The organism is Cellulomonas sp. P4_H4 (genome assembly GCF_056400865.1).
Genome location: NZ_JBFUKL010000001.1, coordinates 592,593 through 610,518, shown reverse-complemented (window position 1 = coordinate 610,518; position 17,926 = coordinate 592,593). Strand labels below are relative to the sequence as shown.

Below are 17,926 nucleotides of genomic sequence, written 5' to 3'. Positions count from 1 at the left end.
GACCCGTCCGCTGGACGGGCTCTCAGTCAGATCTTGGCGACCTGGCTGAAGGACAGCTCGACCGGGGTCTCCCGGCCGAAGATGGAGACGAGCACCTTGAGCTTCTGGTTCTCGGCGCTGATCTCGGAGATCGTCGCCGGCAAGGTGTCGAACGGGCCGTCGGTCACGGTGACCGACTCGCCGATGGTGAAGTCGACCTTGATCTGCGAAGCGGCCTTGGCGGCGCTCGCGGCGGTGGTCGGCGTCTTGGGCTCGAGCGACGGCGCGAGCATCGAGAAGACCTCGTCGAGCGTCAGCGGGACGGGCTGGTGGGTGTGCCCCACGAAGCCGGTGACGCCCGGCGTGTGCCGGACGGCGCCCCACGACTCGTCGGTCAGGTCCATGCGCACCAGGACGTAGCCGGGGATGCGCACGCGCTTGACGACCTTGCGCTGCGCGTTCTTGATCTCCACGACCTCTTCCATGGGGACCTCCACCGCGTAGATGAAGTCCTCCATGTTCAGGCTCTGGCGGCGGTTCTCGAGGTTCGCCTTCACGCGGTTCTCGTAGCCGGCGTAGGAGTGGATGACGTACCAGTCACCCAGCTGGCTGCGGAGCTGCGCCTTGAACGCGGCGACCGGGTCCTCCTCGACGTCGGGCTCGACCTCGTCGGCCTCGTCCTCGGGCTCGGCCCCCTCGTCGGACGCAGCCTCGTCGGACTCGACCTCGTCGGACTCGACGTCGTCGGCGGCGTCGCTCTCGGTGGCGTCGACGTCGACACCCTCGGCGTCCCCGGCCGTTGCCTCGACAGCCTCGACCGACGCGAGAACGTCGTCGAGCTCAATCTCGGCGCCCGTCGTGGGCTCCTGCGACTCCTGCGACACGTGCGAACCTGCCTTCTCTAGCGTGTGCGCCCCGGCATGCCGGGGCGGTGAGCGCCCCTCGGGGCGACTTGGTAGGGATGATCGAGGGCGACCGGCGCGAGCGCCGTCAGCCTCCGAAGACCCAGAACGTGAGCTTTCCGACGAGCAGGTCCACCACGGTGACGAACGCCATGATCACGGCGACGAACACCAGCACGACGCTGGTGTAGGTCAGCAGGTCAGATCGCGTCGGGCGGACGACCTTCTTGAGCTCGCCCTTGACCTGACGGAAGAACAACGCGATCCGGGCGAACAGTCCGGGACGCTCCTTGCCCTTTGCGGGCTTGGAGGGACGCGCAGCCGAACCCTCGGCGTCGGACGCCGCAGCCGGTGCTGTTTCGCTCACGTCAGGCCCCTACGTCTCGTGGTGGTCGGGCTCCGTACGGAACCCGACGATCGGACGGGCCGACGCGTCGCGCCGGACCGACCGGCGGTCCTGCTCACCGCTCTGCCCCAGGAGGGCCGAGCGAATGCGCAGGGTAGACAGGACTCGAACCTGCAACCTGCGGTTTTGGAGACCGCTGCGCTACCAATTGCGCCACTACCCTTCGGAGGCTTCGAGCCGCCATGACGTTCCGCGCGCGCCGACGGACACCACCCGCAGGGGGTCCGTGCACGTCACCCGATGCAGCGATCTCGTGATGCGATCACGCACTCCGGGGCACGGCTCATCATGGCGGAAGTCAACCGCCGGGGATCCACTGTACGCGACGGTTGCGGCTGGGTCGAACCGCTCGTCGTCGACCATCGGTCCGTGGATCGGGCTCGCGATGTCTGGTCCGTGAAATGCCGGACGCTCCCCCACGTGACCTCTGCCACTATGGGGGCCGTGACCGAGCAGACGCCCTCTCCCCGTCCCCGCGTGTCCGCCCGACTGGCCGCGATCGCCGAGTCGGCGACGCTCGCGGTCGACGCCAAGGCCAAGGCGCTCAAGGCCGCCGGGCGCCCGGTGATCGGGTTCGGCGCCGGTGAGCCCGACTTCCCGACGCCCTCGTACATCGTCGACGCAGCCATCGCCGCCGCGAAGGACCCGGTGAACCACCGGTACTCGCCCGCGGCCGGCCTGCCCGCCATGCGCGAGGCCGTGGCGGCCAAGACGCTGCGGGACTCCGGTTACGAGGTCAAGCCGTCGCAGGTGCTCGTGACCAACGGCGGCAAGCAGGCCGTCTACCAGGCGTTCGCGGCGATCGTGGACCCGGGCGACGAGGTCCTGCTGCCCGCGCCGTACTGGACCACCTACCCCGAGGCGATCCGGCTCGCGGGCGGCGTCCCGGTCGAGGTGTTCGCCGGGGCGGACCAGGGCTACCTCGTCACCGTCGAGCAGCTCGAGGCCGCGCGCACCCCGAAGACGAAGGCGCTGCTGTTCTGCTCGCCGTCGAACCCCACCGGCGCGGTCTACTCGCCCGAGGAGACCGCCGCCATCGGACGCTGGGCGCTCGAGCACGGGATCTGGGTCATCACCGACGAGATCTACGAGCACCTGACCTACGACCACGCCGTGTTCACGCCCATCGTGCGCGTGGTGCCGGAGCTGGCGGACAGGACGATCGTCCTGAACGGCGTCGCCAAGACCTACGCCATGACCGGCTGGCGGGTCGGCTGGATGATCGGGCCGGCCGACGTGATCACGGCCGCGACGAACCTGCAGTCGCACCTCACGTCGAACGTGGCCAACGTGTCGCAGCGCGCGGCGATCGCCGCGCTGACCGACGACCTGGCCGCGGTCGAGGAGATGCGGTACGCGTTCGACCGTCGTCGGCGCCTCATCGTCGAGATGCTCAGCACGATCGACGGCTTCGAGGTGCCGGTGCCGCAGGGGGCGTTCTACGTCTACCCGTCGGTGCGGGGTGTGCTCGGCCGCACGATCCGCGGCGTCACCCCCACCACGTCGGCCGAGCTGGCGACGCTGATCCTCGAGCAGGCGGAGGTCGCCGTGGTGCCCGGCGAGGCGTTCGGGCCCAGTGGCTACCTGCGTCTGTCCTACGCGTTGGGTGACGACGACCTGATCGAGGGGGTCAGCCGGATCCAGGCGCTGCTCGCGCAGTAGCGCGCGAGCTTCCTGATCTGAGTTCCGGGCATACGGCCCTGCCTGCGCGGACATACCGTCCGACATGTCCCGCAGTGCCGGCGTCGGCGGTCGTGCCCATGCACGCCCTCCGCACGCACGTTCGCACTTCGCGGGAGGTGCCGACGACGGCGACCGGCTCGATCCTGCTGCGTCGCCGGACGCTCGCGCACCTCACGGTCCGCACCGGCGACACCCGGCGCTCCCGAGGCCGACAGCTGGCGAGGGGCGAGGTCGGCGCCGAGCACTTCGACACCGTGCGCGGCGTCGGCTACCGGCTGGCGGACGCGTCGGTGCAGCACCGAGCACACTGGCAGACTGACCGGGTGCGCGATCTGGCCGTCCTCCCGAAGGCCCACCTGCACCTGCACTTCACGGGGTCGATGCGCCTCTCGACGCTCGAGGAGCTCGCCACGGCCCACGGGCTGCGACTCCCCGACGCGCTCCTCGACGACAGCCCTCTGCACGTGCCCGCCGACGAGCGCGGCTGGTTCCGGTTCCAGCGGCTCTACGACGCCGCGCGCCAGTGCGTCCGCAGCGAGGCCGACATGCGCCGGATCGTCTCGGAGGCGGCCGCCGACGACGCCGCGGAGGGCTCGGGCCGGCTCGAGATCCAGGTGGACCCGACGTCGTACGCCCCCTTCGTCGGCGGCATCACCCCGGCTCTCGAGATCGTGCTGGACGAGGCACGCGCGGCGTCGCTCGCGACCGGCGTCGACATCGGCGTGATCGTCGCGGCGTCCCGGATGCGCCATCCGTTCGAGGCCCGCACGCTCGCGCGCCTGGCCGCACACCATGCCGGCCCCGTCGTCGGGTTCGGGCTGTCCAACGACGAGCGGCGCGGCGAGACCTCCGAGTTCGCGAACGCGTTCGACATCGCCCGCGAGGCCGGGCTGGCCTCCGTGCCGCACGGCGGCGAGCTGCTCGGACCGGCGCACGTCGAGTCCGTCGTCGACCACCTGCGGCCCGATCGGCTGGGTCACGGCGTCCGCTCCGGCGAGGACCCTCGGGTGCTCGACCGCGTGGTCTCGTCGGGGATCGCGCTCGAGGTCTGCCCCGCGTCGAACGTGTCGCTCGGGGTGTACCCCTCGGCGCAGGAGGTCCCCCTGCGGGCCCTGGTGTCCGCCGGTGCGACCGTCGCGCTCGGCGCCGACGACCCCTTGCTGTTCCGGTCGCGTCTGGTCGACCAGTACGAGATCGCGCGCGACGTGCACGGCTTCACCGACGACGAGCTGGCCGAGCTCGCGCGGTCGTCGATCCGGGCCAGCCGCGCGGCGGAGCAGGTCAAGACCCGGCTGCTCGCGGGCGTCGACGCCTGGCTGGCGCCCTGACGGGCCACTTGACGAGCTGCGCACGATGGAGGATTGTATCAATCGATTGATCCATTGATACAGGGGGTCCGATGTCCGCCGTCCTGCCGTTGCTTCTCGTCCTGCTCCTCGGCCTCGGCGTGGGATGGGCGCTGCGCCCGGTCCGCACCGACGGACCTCAGAGCCCGTCGGCCGCCTGGCTCGCGGCCGAGCAGCACGCGCGCCGCGTGGTCGCGGTCGCCTGGATCGTCCTCCTGCTGGTCCCGGTGCTCGTGGCCGTCGGCCCGATGATGCCCGGCGGGGTCCAGCGAGGTGCGGTGCTGGGGATCCTGCCGTGCGTCGCCGGGATCGCCTTCCTGCTCGTCAGCGGCTTCGGCGAGCTGACCTGGCCACGGCCCGCCGGTGCCCTGCGCCGCGCGCCGCTCGTGCGACGGCGGGTCCTCGACGTCGTGCCGCGCGCACTGTCGATCCTGACCGCCGCCTGGGTCGGCCTGCTGACGATCCTGCTGCTGGTGTGCGGAGCCGCCGCCGGCACGGACGGACGGTCGCTGTCGTACTCGCGCGCACCGGGCACGCTGAACACCGCCGGCCCCTTCCCCGGCTGGTACTACGGGCGCCCCATCGGGATCACGCTCCTGGTCCTCGTGCTCCTGACCGTCCTCGTGCTGGTTCTCGTCGCGCGCCGGCCCGCGGTCAGCGACACGTCGCCCGAGGCCGACCTCGCGCTGCGCCGGACCTCGTCGCGCCGCGTCCTCGCCGGCGTGCAGCTGGTCGTCGCGTGGACGCTCGCCGGCTGCCTGTACATCGCCTCCACCGCCGTCCACAGCGTCCAGCCCCGCTGGGCGGACGCGCTCGGCCCCGGCACGTCCACGACGATCGCGGCGATCCTCGCGTTCGCCGCGGTGGGGATCCCGATCGCGGCCGCCGTCGTGGCCGTGCGCGGCTCGGTCTCGAAGGCAGGGGCGGCCACCCGGACGTCGGTCGCCGCATGAGCGCGCAGCTGGAGGTCGACGTCACGTCGGGCGTCCCCGCGTTCGAGCAGATCCGGTCCCAGGTCGTCGCGCACGTCGCCGCGGGGCGGTTGGTGGCCGGTGACCGGCTGCCGACCATCCGCGCGCTGGCCACCGACCTCGGGCTCGCCGCGGGGACCGTGGCACGCGCGTTCCACGAGCTGGAGGCCGAGGGGGTCGTCGAGACGCGTCGCCGCGCCGGGACCGTGATCGCCGCCGGAGCCTCGGTCCCGACCGACGTCGCCCGGCGGGCCGCCCAGACCTATGTGGCAGCGGTCCGTGCGGTCGGGCTCAGCGACGACGAGGCGCTCGTCCTGGTGCACGGCGCGCTGATCGGCACGCCGCCGGACGTCAGAGGCTGACGCCCACCAGGACCGGCTCGGGCTCGAGCGTGACGCCGAACGTCGACGCGACCCCGGCTCGCACCTCGCGGGCGACCGTGAGCAGGTCCTCGGCCGTCGCGCTCCCACGGTTCGTGAGCGCGAGCGTGTGCTTGGTGGACAGCGTCGCCGGACCCGGCGACCCGAAGCCACGCGCGAAGCCGGCCCGGTCGATCAACCAGGCGGCGCTCGTCTTGACCAGGCCGTCCTGCGCGGGGAACCGAGGGGCATCGTCCGGCAGCTCCGCCGCGTCGGCCGGGCTCAGCAGCGGGTTGGTGAAGAACGAGCCGGCGCTCCACGTGTCGTGGTCGTCCGCGTCGAGCACCATGCCCTTGCCCGCGCGGAGCCCGAGGACCGCGGACCGGACCTCCCCCAGCGGGGCCCGCTCGCCCACCGCGACCCCGAGGGTCCGGGCGAGCTCGGGGTACGCGATGGGACGGGACAGGTCGCCGGGCCGGAGCTGGAACGTCACGTCGAGCACCACGTAGCGCGGCGTCGGTCCCCAGGGCGCGTGCGGGTCGTCGGAGGAGCCGTGCATCGAGCGCTTGAGCAGCGACGTCCGGTACGCGAAGGCCAGCGTGACCAGGGGCAGCGTCCGGACGCGGCCGCGAGCGCGGTCCCAGACCCGGACGATCGAGATGCTCTGCGACACCTCCTGGCCGTACGCCCCGACGTTCTGCACGGGTGTCGCGCCCGTCGAGCCGGGGATCCCCGACAGCGCCTCGACGCCCGTGAGCTCCTGCTCGACCGCGTACCGCACGACGTCGTCCCACGGGGTGCCCGCCGGGACGGTGAGGGTCGCTCCGGCGCACGCGGAGGCGTCCGGCACCTCGACCCCGGAGCGCACGTCCCGCACCACGACCCCGTCGAAACCTGCGTCCGCGACGAGCAGGTTGGACCCGCCGCCGACGACGAGCAGCGGCTCCCCGTCGGCATCGGCGGAACGGACGGCGTCGATCAGCTCGGCCTCGGTGCTCGTCTCGACGTACCTGCTCGCCGGGCCCCCGACACGCAGCGTGGTCAGGTCGGCGAGGGTCCTGGCGGGAGTGCTGACGGCGGGCCAGACGATGGTCGGGGGGACGGTCGCCGGCGAACAGTCGGCCGTGCTCAGCTCGGTCTGCACGTGCTCAGGTTAGTCCTGCGCCGCAGGAGGGACCGAGGCGGGCCGCAGCGGCGCGGCTGCTCCGACCACGCAGAGCCCGAGCGCGATGGGGACGATGACGACGAGCAGCGCGTGCCGGTAGCCGACGTGCTGCGCGAGCAGACCGATGAGCGGCGGGCCGGCGAGGAAGGCGCTGTAGCCGATCGTCGCGACGACGCTCACGCGGGCCGGGGCCCGTAGCGGGTCGTCGGCCGCGGCGCTGAGCCCGACCGGGAACCCGAACGCGGCGCCCATACCCCAGGCGACGACCCCGACCAGGGCGAGCCACAGCGGCCCGGCGAGCGCGAACACGACCAGCCCGACGAGCGACAGGATCGCGGACAGGCGCAGCACGACGACACGGCCGCGCCGGTCGAGCAGCACGCCACCGAACCAGCGCATGGACGTCATGGCCGCGACGAACACGCCGAACGCCAGCGCGCCGAGCGCCTCCCCGGTGCTGAACCCGTCGACGACCGCGAGGCTGACCCAGTCGTTGGCGGATCCTTCGGTCAGTGCCGCGGCGAGCACCACGACGCCGATGAGCAACGTGCGCGGCTCGAGCCAGGCCTGCATCGCGGCGCGACGACCCTTCGGCGGCGCCTCCGCGTGCGCGACCTCGTGCTCGTCGGCAGCGGGCAGGAACCGCCGGACCGCGAAGGCGACGACGACCACCGAGGCGATCACGGCGATCGGGACGTGGACGACCACAGGGACGCTCAGGAAGGCCATGAGGGCGGCCAGGCCGGCCGCGGCGACCGTGCCGAAGGAGAAGCCGGCGTGGAACCTCGGCATGATCGTGCGGCCGAGGTGCTGCTCGACGGCGGCACCCTCGAGGTTCATGGCCGTGTCCCAGATGGCCGTGCCGATGCCGAACATGATGAGCCCGAACCCGACGACGAGCACCTGCCCGGCCGCGACGCCGAACGAGGCGACGACCAGCCCGGATGCGTTGAGGATCGCGAACGCGAGCACCGTGCGTGCGGCCCCCAGTCGCTCGACGACGATGCCGGACAGCGGGAGCGCGATGAGCGAGCCGGCCGCACCGACGAGCAGCAGGGCACCCATCTGGGCCGGGGAGAAGTCGAGGCCGTCGCGGATCGCCGGCAGGCGTGCCGCCCACGTCGCGAAGTTGAAGCCGTTGAGGAAGAAGACGAGGAAGACGACGACGGAGGCACGCTCGACGAGCCGGGCGTGGGACAGCGTCACTCCCTGATCGTCCTGCACGCGATCCGTCACGGCACGCGCACCGGACGACGGCGGCGGGTGCGCTGCGTCGGGACGAGGTGGCGGGAGGGAGCCACGGGATCCGTTGCCCCGTGAGCGACCAGCGCGAGCTCGTCGACCGACTGCTCGGGCTTCTCCGGCGCCACCCGGGCCGCGAGCACGACGCTGGCGACCATCGCGACCGTGATGAGGACCAGCGCGTGCCGGGCACCGGTCGCGGCCGCGGCGATGCCGAGCAGCGGCGGAGCGGCGATCGACGCGACCGACGCGAAGGACGAGACGACCGCGACCCGGCCGGCCGCGCGCATCGGGTCGTCGGACGCGGCGGCGATACCGATGGGCACGGCGAGCGCGGCACCGAAGCCCCAGAGCACGACACCGACACCAGCGAGCGCCAGCGTGGGGGCGAAGCCGAACAGCAGGAGACCGACGATCGCGACGGACCCCGAGGCGCGCAGGACGACCACGCGCCCGTACCGGTCGATCAGGCGCGTGCCGAGCAGCCGGACGAGGGTCATGGCGCCGACGAACACGCCGAGCATCGCGGCGCCGACCGCCTCGGGCTTCTCGAACCCGTCGACGACGGCGAGCGAGAGCCAGTCGTTGGCCGACCCCTCGGACAGCGCCGCCGCCATGACGACGACACCGATCAGGAGCGTGCGGGGCTCACGCCACGAGTCGAGCGCGCTGGCGATCTTCCGCGTGCGGCCCGTCGTGACCTGCGGCTCCCCGCCCACGACGACCGGGATGGCCGCTGTCCGCGGGCGGTCGCCCGGCGCCTGCGCGAGCACGACGCCTCGCAGCGACCCGAGCCGCCACGCGACGGCGACCGCGGCGATCACCGAGAACTGGAGCGCGACGGAGATGTCGAAGTGGGAGGCCAGCGCACCGATGACGGAACCCACCACCGCACCGATGGAGAACGCCGCGTGGAACTGCGGGATCACGGTGCGGCCCATCGCGCGCTCGATGCGCGCCGACTCGACGTTCAGCGGGACGTTGCCGAGCGCGATGGCCACGCCGTTGAGGAAGATGCCGACGCCGAGCAGCCAGAGCGAGCCGACCGTCGGCCCGACGCCCATGAGCACGTACCCGACCGCGAGCACGGCGGTCGACAGGAGCAGCGAGGTCCGGCTGCCGAACCGCTGCACGACGATGCCCGCGAAGGTCACGGTCAGCAGGGCGCCGAGCGAGCCGATCAGGAGCATCAGGCCGAGCTCGCTGGTCGACAGGTCGAGCAGGTCGCGGACCGACGGGATCCGGGCGAGCCAGCTCGAGAAGATGATGCCGGTGAGGGCGAACAGACCCATGAGGAGCCAACGGGCTCGACTCACGGCAGGGGGCAGCCCGGGGTGGGCGGGGTGACTCACGGAAGCTCCGAGACGGTGGTGATTGGCGTGGTGGTCGATCGGTCCCACTCAAAATCGAATCGATTCGACTCGCTGACGATCAGGCGGTCGAATCGATTTGAGGGACACGATCATTCTGCGGGTACGCTTGCCGCTGCGTCAAACAGTTTCCGAGCCCGGCCTGCTGATTCGCCCGATCTGGAGGATGTGCCCTGTCCCCGACCCGCCCCACGTTGGCCGACGTCGCCGCAGCGGCGGGCGTCTCCGTGTCGACGGCATCCCTGGCGTTCTCAGGAGCCGGGCCGATCGCCGCGACGACACGCCAGAAGGTCCTCGACGCGGCCGCCCGGCTCGACTACTCCGGGCCGAACCCCCTCGGTCAGCAGCTGCGCCGCGGTCGCTCAGGAATCGTCGGCGTCGTCGTCGGCGACTCCCTCGGCCGCTCGTTCCGCGACCCCGTGTCGATCCAGGTGCTCGACGGCCTGGTCAGCACGCTGGGACCGCTCGACCTCGGCGTCCTGCTGATCCCCGGCTCGAGCGAGCCGACAGGACCGGCGGTCGACCCGCTCATCGAGACCGCCGCGATGGACGTCGCCGTGCTCATGTGGGGCGGCACCACGGACGACCCGATGCTCAGCGCCCTGCGCCGGCGCGGGATCCCCGCGGTCATCGTCGAGGGCAAGAAGGCCGACGACGTGTCCTCGGTGGGCATCGACGACCGCAGCGGCATCCGCCAGGCGACCGAGCACCTGCTCTCCCTCGGCCACACCCGGATCGCTACGGTCACGCTGCCGTTCAACCGTCTGCGCAACGAGGGACTCGTCGACGAGGAGCGCCTGTCCCACCTCGAGTGGGAGATCACCAAGCGGCGGATGGCGGGCGTGACCGACGCAGGAGTCACCCCGGTCGCCACCTACGAGACGCCGGCCTCCCTCGTGGAGCACGGTCGGTCGGCGGGGCTCACGCTGCTCGCGATGGCGGATCGCCCGACCGCGGTCGCGTGCCAGTCGGACCTGCTGGCGTCCGGCGTCGTGCTCGCCGCCCGCGAGCTGGGGCTGCGCATCCCCGAGGACGTCTCGATCAGCGGCTTCGACGGGCTCGACCTGCCGTGGCTCGCGCCCGACGTCCTGACGACGGTCAGCCAGCCGCTCGCCGAGAAGGGCGCAGCGATCGGGCACGCCGTCGAGGAGCTGCTGGCCGGCGAACCGGCCTCGTCGCGCGAGCTGCCGGTCGAGCTCCGCATCGGCACGACGACCGGACCGGCACCTTCGGTCGCCTGAGAGCGGCCTCGTCGCGCCGCTCTCGAAGGACGGCCTAGAGGCGGACGACCGCCTGGGCCTTGCCCAGCACGCGCGCGCCCTCGACGCTCACCGTCAGGTCGATCCGCGCGGTCCCGGCCTCGGCGTCGAGCGCTCCGACGACGGCGACGACCTCGATCGTCGCGGCGCCAGGGTCGGGAACGGGCACGGGACGCGTGAAACGCACCTGGTAGTCGACGACCTTGCCGGGGTCGCCCACCCAGTCGGCCACGACGCTCACGGCGGCACCCATGGTCCACATGCCGTGCGCGATCACGTCGGGCAGACCGACGGACGTCGCGATGCGGGCGTTCCAGTGGATCGGGTTGAAGTCGCCGCTGGCGCCCGCGTACCGGACCAGGCGCGCGCGGTCGACGGTGACCTCGCGGCGGGCGACCTCGGTGCCGACGGCCAGCTCGGCGACGGTGATGCTCACGAGTCCTCCGGGCGGACGGCCAGGGTGGAGACGACGGTCGCGACGGCGTCGCCCGCATCGTCGGCGATCTCGGCGCGCGTCGTGATCATGGCCAGACCGGCGCGCACGGTGATCGAGTCGACGTGCAGCACGGTGACCAGGCGGTCGCCCGCATGGATCGGCCGGTGGTGCGTGAACCGCTCGTCGGCGTGCACCACCCGGCTGAAGTCGATGCCCGCTGCGGGGTCCTCGAACAGCTGCGCCTCGGCACGCTGCGCCACGACGACGGCGAACGTCGGCGGCGCGATGACGTCGGGGTACCCGAGCGAACGCGCCACCGACGGATCCGTGTGGGCGGGGTGGGAAGCGCCGACCGCGTCGGCGAACTCCCGGAGCTTCTCGCGGCCTACCTCGTAGACGGCGTTCGGCGGGTACTCACGTCCCGCATAGCTCGTGTCGACCTGCATCCTGGTTCGATGAACCGAGATCAGCGGGTCTCGCGGTGCACGGTGTGACGGTTGTCGCGCGGGCAGAACTTCTTCATCTCGAGACGGTCGGGGTCGTTCCGACGGTTCTTCTTCGTGATGTAGTTCCGCTCCTTGCACTCCGTGCACGCGAGCGTGATCTTCGGACGGACGTCCGAGCTCTTGCTGGCCATGGTCTTGCCACCTCTCGCGCCCTCACGGGCACTGCGATTCTCGTCTTGCGCGCCGGCCGACGCGCTGTTGTGTCACTGGCGGTAGCGGGAGCGGGACTCGAACCCGCGACACCACGATTATGAGCCGTGTGCTCTAACCACCTGAGCTACCCCGCCACTGTCGGTGCGACCGGGACCCGCCGCTTGCGCAGCGAATCCGTTGGTACACACCACAGAGCCCCGAAAGGGAATCGAACCCTTGACCTTCTCCTTACCATGGAGACGCTCTGCCGACTGAGCTATCGGGGCAGCGCGAGCAAGGTTACACGGGCTCTGGCGTGGTCGCGAAATCGGTCCCACCCCAGGGCCGTGCATGCTGGTGGCCCAGCCCTTGCACCGCAGCAGCCCGGACCGATGAAGGTCCGGGCTGCGTCCGTGGCGGGTGAGGGATTCGAACCCCCGTAGGCGTTGCCAGCTGATTTACAGTCAGCCCCCTTTGGCCACTCGGGTAACCCGCCAGGGTTGTGCCCACCGTCCCACGACCGTCCAGCCTTGACTGGCCGGCCGCGCGAGCAGCGTGCGGGTGGAAGGATAGCAACACCCGGGCAGTGCTAGCGAAACGCTGGCGAGACCGATACGGCCACCGGGGTAAGGGACCCAGCCAGCAGGAGGAGAGTCATGGCGAGCGAAGCGTCGTTCGACGTCGTCAGCAAGGTCGACCGCCAGGAGGTGGACAACGCGCTGAACCAGGCGTCGAAGGAGATCGCCCAGCGGTACGACTTCAAGGGCGTCGGCGCCTCGATCGCGTGGAGCGGCGAGAAGATCCTGATGATCGCCAACTCCTCCGAGCGGGTCCTCGCTGTCCTCGACGTCTTCGAGACGAAGCTCATCCGCCGCGGCATCTCGCTGAAGTCGCTGGACACCGGTGGCGACGACGGCCCCGAGCCCAAGCCGTCCGGCAAGGAGTACCGGCTCGAGGCGCTCATCAAGGAAGGCCTCTCCAGCGAGACCGCCAAGAAGGTGGCCAAGATCATCCGCGACGAGGGTCCCAAGGGCATCAAGACGCAGATCCAGGGCGACGAGCTGCGCGTGACCGGCAAGAGCCGCGACGACCTGCAGGCCGTCATCGCCCTGCTCAAGGGCGCCGACGTCGACGCCGACCTGCAGTTCACCAACTACCGCTGATCGATCAGTAGCGGGTGATGCCGCCCTGCTGGTTGGCCTGCTTCTCGAGGCGAGCGATCCGGTCGGCCATGGGAGGGTGCGTGGCGAAGAGCTTGCCCATGCCCGCACCGGAGAACGGGTTCGCGATCATCAGGTGCGAGACGTCGACGAGCTCACGGTCCTGGGGCAGCGGGCGGGCCCGGGTGCCCTGCTCGAGCTTGCGGAGCGCTGACGCGAGCGCGAGCGGGTCGCCCGTGAGCGTGGCACCGTCCTCGTCGGCGTCGTACTCGCGGGTGCGGCTGATCGCCAGCTGGACGAGCATCGCGGCGATGGGCGCGAGGAGTGCGAGCAGCAGTCCGGCGATCGGGTTGCCGCGGTCGCGGTCGTTGCCGCCCCCACCGAAGAAGAGCGCGAACTGCGCGAGGGACGTGATGACGCCCGCCACGGCCGCGGCCACCGACGACGTGAGGATGTCGCGGTTGTAGACGTGCATGAGCTCGTGCCCGAGGACGCCGCGCAGCTCGCGCTCGTCGAGCAGCCCGAGGATGCCCTCGGTGCAGCAGACGGCGGCGTGGGACGGGTTGCGGCCGGTCGCGAACGCGTTCGGCGCGGCCGTCGGCGAGATGTACAGCCGGGGCATCGGCTGGCGGGCCTGCGTGGAGAGCTCGCGCACGATGCGGTACATGGCCGGCGCCTCGAGCTCACTGACCGGACGTGCCCTCATGGCACGGATGGCGATCTTGTCGGAGTTCCAGTAGCTGTACGCCGTCATGATCAGGCCGAGCGCGGTGAAGAGCACCAGGAACTTCGGTGTCCCGCCGCCCAGCAGCCAGCCGATCCCCAGCAGGATCGCCCACATCACGCCGAACAGCGCCGCCGTCTTCAGCCCGTTGAAGTGCTGGTGGCCCATCGTCTCCCCGTCTCTCGTCTGCACCCGTGAAACGCGCACGGGTCTGCGCAGGTTCCCTCGTATCCTGGGCCCACGTCCCCACTGAAGACACCGGAGTACGCCGTGCGACTTGCCCGTTGGACCACCCTTGCCGCCGTCGTCGCCCTCGCGCTCGCGGCGTGCGCTCCCACCGACGACTCGACGGGCGACGCGCCGAGCGAGTCCACGGGCGCCCTGGAGACCCTCAAGAGCGGCGTCCTGACGATCGCGACCTCCGACCCCGCGTACGAGCCGTGGGTCGTCGACAACGACCCGACGAGCGGCAAGGGCTTCGAGTCCGCCGTCGCGTACGCGGTCGCCGAGCAGCTCGGCTTCGACAAGGACCACGTCACCTGGGTCACCGCGAGCTTCGACCAGATCATCGCGCCGGGGGCCAAGAACTTCGACTTCGCGGTCAACCAGGTCTCCATCAGCGACGAGCGCGAGGCGAGCCTCGACTTCTCGTCGCCGTACTACACGACCGCGCAGGCCGTCGTGACCCTGGAGACGTCGGCCGCCGCGGACGCCGCGTCGCTCGCGGACCTCAAGCCGCTGCGCATCGGCGCCATGGTGGGCACGACGAGCCTGACGGCGGCGCAGGAGTCGATCGACCCGAGCACGCCCGTGCAGGTCTTCAACGACAACGACCAGGTCAAGCAGGCCCTGACCTCGGGCCTGGTCGACGCGATCGTCGTGGACCTGCCGACCGCGCTGTACATCACGGCGGCGGAGCTGGACGGCGGCAAGGTGCTCGGGCAGCTGCCCGACAGCGCCGGCGGTGACGCGTTCGGCCTCGTGCTGGACAAGGGCAGTGTCCTCACGGTCGCCGTGACCGACGCCGTGGACGCTCTCCGCGAGGACGGCACGCTCGCCGACCTCGAGGCGGAGTGGCTCACCGACGCCGCGGGTGCCCCGGTCCTGAAGTGAGCGTGACCGCGGCCTGGGTGCCGTCCGCGCGCCAGCAGGAGCGGGACAGGTTCCGACGAGGACGAGCGCGCCGCTCGACGGCGGTGGCGATCGTCTCGACGGTCCTGCTGGCGGCCGTCGCGTGGCTCGCGCTCGTCTCCTCGCCCGGGTGGCCGCGGGTCAAGGCGTCGTTCTTCGACTGGGAGGTCGCCAAGGCGTCCTTCCCGGCGATCCTGGAAGGACTCTGGCTGAACGTCCGCGTCATGGCGTGCAGCGCGGTCGTCATCGTGGTCGTCGCCATGGCGCTCGCGCTCATGCGCACGCTGCGCGGACCCGCGTTCTTCCCGCTGCGGGCGCTCTCGGCCGGCTACGTCGACATCTTCCGGGGGCTGCCCCTGATCCTCGTGATGCTGCTCGTCGGCTTCGGGCTCCCGGGTCTGCGCCTGCAGGGCATCCCGACGTCGGCGGTCTGGCTGGGCGGCCTGGCGCTCGTGCTGACCTACTCGGCGTACGTGGCGGAGGTGTTCCGGGCCGGGATCGAGTCCGTGCACCCCTCCCAGGTCGCTGCCGCGCGGTCGCTCGGCCTGACGCACGGGCAGTCGTTGCGGCACGTCGTCCTGCCGCAGGCCGTGCGCAACGTCGTGCCGCCGCTGCTCAACGACCTGGTGTCGCTGTCCAAGGACTCGGGCCTCATCTCGATCCTCGGCGCGATCGACGCCGTCCGGGCCGCGCAGATCGAGACCGCGCACTACGCCAACTTCACGCCGTACGTCGTCGCCGGGGTCCTGTTCGTGCTGCTCACGTTCCCGCTGGCGCGCTTCACGGACGCGCTGGCCAAGCGGTCCGGGTGGATCGGCGCGCAGAGCACGATCGCCGGGAGCGGGGCGCTGCGATGAGCCCGCTGCTCTCCGTCCGCGACGTCCGCAAGTCGTTCGGTGACCATCTCGTGCTGGACGACCTGTCGCTGGACGTCGACCCGCACAAGGTCGTCGTGCTGATCGGCGCCTCCGGGTCGGGCAAGTCCACGCTGCTGCGGTGCATCGACCTGCTCGAGGACATCGACGACGGCGTCATCGAGCTCGAGGGCCAGGACATCACCGACCCGCGGCTCGACGCCAACTCCGTCCGCGCGCGGATCGGGATGGTGTTCCAGGCCTACAACCTGTTCCCGCACCTGAGGGTGCTCGACAACGTGACGCTCGCCCCGCGGCTCGTGCACAAGACCGCACGCAAGGACGCCGAGGCCGAGGCGCTGGCCGTGCTCGAGCGCGTCGGCCTGGCGAGCAAGGCGAAGGCCTACCCCGACGAGCTGTCGGGCGGGCAGCAGCAGCGCGTCGCGATCGCCCGCGCCCTCGTCGGGAAGCCCGCCGTGATGCTCCTCGACGAGGTCACGAGCGCGCTCGACCCCGAGCTGGTGGGCGAGGTGCTCTCGCTGCTCGCCGAGCTGAAGCAGACCGGCCTGACCATGGTGATCGCCACGCACGAGATGGGCTTCGCGCGCGAGGTCGCCGACGAGGTCTGCTTCCTGCACGAGGGCCGCGTGCACGAGCGGGGTACGCCCGCGCAGGTGCTCGGCGACCCGCAGGAGGACCGCACGCGCGAGTTCCTCCGGCGGATCACCGGCTGACGGTCAGGCCAGCCCTCAGGACTCCGGGACTTCCTGCCCGAGCGCGACGGCGACCATGTGATCGCGCGGGACGAGCTTGATGCGCTCGCGGCCGTGCGGCTCGCCCAGCCCGCGCTCGTACGCGTCCAGGAGCTCCCAGCCGGTCCACTGGATCACGTCGACGCTGCGGCTGGTCAGGAACTCCACGACGGCTGCCGGGTCGCGGTCGGTGGCCGTGTAGAAGGCGTCGCCACCCTCGGCCACGTCCTCGCCGAGGTGCCGGATGGTCTCCGACGCGTCCGACTTCGTGTGGCCGATGAGGCCGACGGGCCCGCGCTTGATCCAGCCGGTCGCGTACACGCCCTGCAGGTGCTCGCCGTCGACGTCGACCACGCGGCCCTCGCGGTTGGGGATGACGCCCGCGACGTCGTCGAACGGGATGTCCACGAGCGGGGAGCCGAAGTAGCCGACCGCGCGGTACACGGCGCCCACGGCCCAGTCGTGCGTCTGGCCCGTGCCTGTGACGTTGCCGTCCCCGTTCAGCGCGGTGCGCTCGGTGCGGAGGCCGACCACGTGGCCGTCCTCGCCCAGGACCTCGACGGGCTTGTGCAGGAAGTGCAGGTGGATGCGCCGGCTCGCGGTGTTCTCCTCCGGCTCCTTCAGCGTCCAGTCCGTGAGCGTCTTGACGACCTGCTTGGTCTGGTTCGAGGAGTGGATCGCCGCCATCGAGCCCTCGTCGAAGTCGAAGTCCTCGGGGTAGACGATGACGTCGACGTCCGGCACGTGGCCGAGCTCGCGCAGCTCCAGCGGGGAGAACTTGACCTGGGCCGGGCCGCGGCGCGCGAAGACGTGCACGTCGGTGACCGGCGAGGCCTTGAGGATGTCGTAGACGTTGCCCGGCAGCTCGGTGGGCAGCAGGTCGTCGGCGTGCTTGGCCAGGATCCGGGCGACGTCGAGCGCGACGTTGCCCGCGCCGAGGACGGCGACGTGCTGCGCCTCGAGCGGCCAGGTGCGCGGGACGTCGGGGTGGCCGTCGTACCAGGACACGAAGTCGGCGGCACCGTAGGAGCCCTCGAGGCCGATGCCCGGGACCGGCAGCTCGGCGTCGCGGATCGATCCGGTGGAGAAGATGACGGCGTCGTAGAACTGGCGCAGGTCGTCCAGCTTGAGGTCCGTGCCGTAGTCGACGTTGGCCAGCAGGCGGATGTCGCCGCGCGAGAGCACGTTCTGCAGCGCCACGATGATCTGCTTGATGCGGGGGTGGTCGGGCGCGACGCCGTAGCGGACCAGGCCGAAGGGTGCCGGGAGGCGCTCGAACAGGTCGATGCTGACGTCGAGGTCGGTCTTGGACAGGATGTCGGCGGCGTAGATACCGGCCGGTCCTGCGCCGACGATGGCCACTCGCAGGGTGCTCACTGGCGCGCTTGCCTTCCGATCTTGGGGAGCTTGTGTCCAGCCCAGGGTGCGCGTACATCGGCATCTGCAGGGCTGTGCAGGGGCCAGTGTAGGGCGCAGAGCGACGTCGCCCTCAGGCCGCTGCCAGAATGCGGACACGCGTGAGACGGCGTGTCGCGCCCACGACCTAGGC

Annotated in this window: 19 protein-coding genes and 4 tRNA genes; 9 read left to right on the top strand and 14 right to left on the bottom strand. The window is 71.4% G+C overall.

Annotation, left to right across the window (positions count from 1 at the left end; genetic code table 11):
- Positions 1–26 precede the first annotated feature (26 nt).
- From nusG to AC1DPN_RS03080, 3 genes are all read right to left on the bottom strand, one after another.
- Entirely contained in the window at positions 27–863 is an 837-nt protein-coding gene (gene nusG / locus AC1DPN_RS03090) for a transcription termination/antitermination protein NusG (protein WP_477083238.1), read from the bottom strand.
- A gap of 106 nt (positions 864–969) precedes the next feature.
- Positions 970–1,248, bottom strand: coding sequence for a preprotein translocase subunit SecE (gene secE / locus AC1DPN_RS03085; protein ID WP_477083237.1), 279 nt, complete (start codon positions 1,246–1,248; stop codon positions 970–972).
- Between the two features lie 129 nt (positions 1,249–1,377).
- Positions 1,378–1,450: transfer RNA gene (locus AC1DPN_RS03080), tRNA-Trp, on the bottom strand.
- 272 nt (positions 1,451–1,722) lie between these two features.
- On the opposite strand from AC1DPN_RS03080, the gene AC1DPN_RS03075 reads away from it, so the two are divergent.
- The 4 genes from AC1DPN_RS03075 to AC1DPN_RS03060 all read left to right on the top strand — a co-directional run bounded on the left by AC1DPN_RS03075 (position 1,723) and on the right by AC1DPN_RS03060 (position 5,649).
- A complete protein-coding gene (locus AC1DPN_RS03075) occupies positions 1,723–2,949 on the top strand; it encodes a pyridoxal phosphate-dependent aminotransferase (RefSeq protein ID WP_477083851.1) in 1,227 nt (408 codons plus the stop codon).
- A gap of 344 nt (positions 2,950–3,293) precedes the next feature.
- Positions 3,294–4,298 carry an adenosine deaminase gene (locus AC1DPN_RS03070; RefSeq protein WP_477083850.1) on the top strand — a complete coding sequence of 335 codons (1,005 nt, stop codon included), beginning with the start codon at positions 3,294–3,296 and terminating at the stop codon, positions 4,296–4,298.
- Between the two features lie 71 nt (positions 4,299–4,369).
- On the top strand, positions 4,370–5,269 hold the full coding sequence (locus AC1DPN_RS03065; RefSeq protein WP_477083236.1) for a hypothetical protein: 900 nt from the start codon (positions 4,370–4,372) through the stop codon (positions 5,267–5,269).
- On the top strand, positions 5,266–5,649 hold the full coding sequence (locus AC1DPN_RS03060; protein WP_477083235.1) for a GntR family transcriptional regulator: 384 nt from the start codon (positions 5,266–5,268) through the stop codon (positions 5,647–5,649). Before AC1DPN_RS03065 ends, AC1DPN_RS03060 begins: the two co-directional genes overlap by 4 nt.
- Here the strand turns inward: AC1DPN_RS03060 and AC1DPN_RS03055 are convergent.
- The 3 genes from AC1DPN_RS03055 to AC1DPN_RS03045 all read right to left on the bottom strand — a co-directional run bounded on the left by AC1DPN_RS03055 (position 5,639) and on the right by AC1DPN_RS03045 (position 9,405).
- A complete protein-coding gene (locus tag AC1DPN_RS03055) occupies positions 5,639–6,736 on the bottom strand; it encodes a UDP-N-acetylmuramate dehydrogenase (RefSeq protein WP_477083849.1) in 1,098 nt (365 codons plus the stop codon). The two genes, AC1DPN_RS03060 and AC1DPN_RS03055, sit on opposite strands and share 11 nt — an antisense overlap.
- 63 nt (positions 6,737–6,799) lie before the next feature.
- Entirely contained in the window at positions 6,800–8,017 is a 1,218-nt protein-coding gene (locus AC1DPN_RS03050) for an MFS transporter (RefSeq protein WP_477083234.1), read from the bottom strand.
- Positions 8,018–8,043: 26 nt separating this feature from the next.
- The gene (locus AC1DPN_RS03045; protein ID WP_477083233.1) at positions 8,044–9,405 is read right to left on the bottom strand and encodes an MFS transporter; all 1,362 of its coding nucleotides are present in this window, start codon (positions 9,403–9,405) and stop codon (positions 8,044–8,046) included.
- 191 nt (positions 9,406–9,596) lie between these two features.
- On the opposite strand from AC1DPN_RS03045, the gene AC1DPN_RS03040 reads away from it, so the two are divergent.
- A complete protein-coding gene (locus tag AC1DPN_RS03040; protein WP_477083848.1) occupies positions 9,597–10,664 on the top strand; it encodes a LacI family DNA-binding transcriptional regulator in 1,068 nt (355 codons plus the stop codon).
- Between the two features lie 34 nt (positions 10,665–10,698).
- Here AC1DPN_RS03040 and AC1DPN_RS03035 read toward each other — a convergent pair whose 3' ends face one another.
- The 6 genes from AC1DPN_RS03035 to AC1DPN_RS03010 form a co-directional block, all read right to left on the bottom strand.
- Positions 10,699–11,118, bottom strand: coding sequence for a MaoC family dehydratase (locus AC1DPN_RS03035; RefSeq protein WP_477083232.1), 420 nt, complete (start codon positions 11,116–11,118; stop codon positions 10,699–10,701).
- Positions 11,115–11,564 (bottom strand): FAS1-like dehydratase domain-containing protein, encoded by a 450-nt coding sequence (locus AC1DPN_RS03030; protein WP_477083231.1) that lies wholly within the window; start codon positions 11,562–11,564, stop codon positions 11,115–11,117. The genes AC1DPN_RS03035 and AC1DPN_RS03030 overlap by 4 nt, the downstream gene beginning before the upstream one ends.
- Positions 11,565–11,584: 20 nt before the next feature.
- Positions 11,585–11,755, bottom strand: coding sequence for a 50S ribosomal protein L33 (rpmG, locus tag AC1DPN_RS03025; RefSeq protein ID WP_028045094.1), 171 nt, complete (start codon positions 11,753–11,755; stop codon positions 11,585–11,587).
- 82 nt (positions 11,756–11,837) lie between these two features.
- Positions 11,838–11,911: transfer RNA gene (locus tag AC1DPN_RS03020), tRNA-Met, on the bottom strand.
- A 59-nt stretch (positions 11,912–11,970) separates the two neighbouring features.
- A tRNA-Thr gene (locus tag AC1DPN_RS03015) sits at positions 11,971–12,043 on the bottom strand.
- 127 nt (positions 12,044–12,170) lie between these two features.
- Positions 12,171–12,252 (bottom strand) — tRNA-Tyr (locus AC1DPN_RS03010).
- Between the two features lie 160 nt (positions 12,253–12,412).
- Between AC1DPN_RS03010 and AC1DPN_RS03005 the strand changes: the two genes are divergently transcribed.
- The gene (locus AC1DPN_RS03005) at positions 12,413–12,919 is read left to right on the top strand and encodes a YajQ family cyclic di-GMP-binding protein (RefSeq protein WP_477083230.1); all 507 of its coding nucleotides are present in this window, start codon (positions 12,413–12,415) and stop codon (positions 12,917–12,919) included.
- A gap of 4 nt (positions 12,920–12,923) precedes the next feature.
- Here the strand turns inward: AC1DPN_RS03005 and htpX are convergent, their stop codons facing one another.
- The gene (gene htpX / locus AC1DPN_RS03000) at positions 12,924–13,808 is read right to left on the bottom strand and encodes a zinc metalloprotease HtpX (protein ID WP_477083229.1); all 885 of its coding nucleotides are present in this window, start codon (positions 13,806–13,808) and stop codon (positions 12,924–12,926) included.
- Between the two features lie 102 nt (positions 13,809–13,910).
- Here htpX and AC1DPN_RS02995 point away from each other — a divergent pair, with 102 nt between their 5' ends.
- Genes AC1DPN_RS02995 through AC1DPN_RS02985 form a run of 3 tightly spaced genes read left to right on the top strand, consistent with a single transcriptional unit; the run spans position 13,911 to position 16,359 of the window.
- A complete protein-coding gene (locus AC1DPN_RS02995) occupies positions 13,911–14,753 on the top strand; it encodes an ABC transporter substrate-binding protein (protein WP_477083228.1) in 843 nt (280 codons plus the stop codon).
- 2 nt (positions 14,754–14,755) lie between these two features.
- Positions 14,756–15,628 (top strand): amino acid ABC transporter permease, encoded by an 873-nt coding sequence (locus AC1DPN_RS02990; protein ID WP_477083847.1) that lies wholly within the window; start codon positions 14,756–14,758, stop codon positions 15,626–15,628.
- Entirely contained in the window at positions 15,625–16,359 is a 735-nt protein-coding gene (locus tag AC1DPN_RS02985; protein WP_477083227.1) for an amino acid ABC transporter ATP-binding protein, read from the top strand. Before AC1DPN_RS02990 ends, AC1DPN_RS02985 begins: the two co-directional genes overlap by 4 nt.
- Before the next feature lie 15 nt (positions 16,360–16,374).
- Here AC1DPN_RS02985 and AC1DPN_RS02980 read toward each other — a convergent pair whose 3' ends face one another.
- Positions 16,375–17,754 carry an FAD-dependent oxidoreductase gene (locus AC1DPN_RS02980; RefSeq protein ID WP_477083226.1) on the bottom strand — a complete coding sequence of 460 codons (1,380 nt, stop codon included), beginning with the start codon at positions 17,752–17,754 and terminating at the stop codon, positions 16,375–16,377.
- Positions 17,755–17,926: the final 172 nt, after the last annotated feature.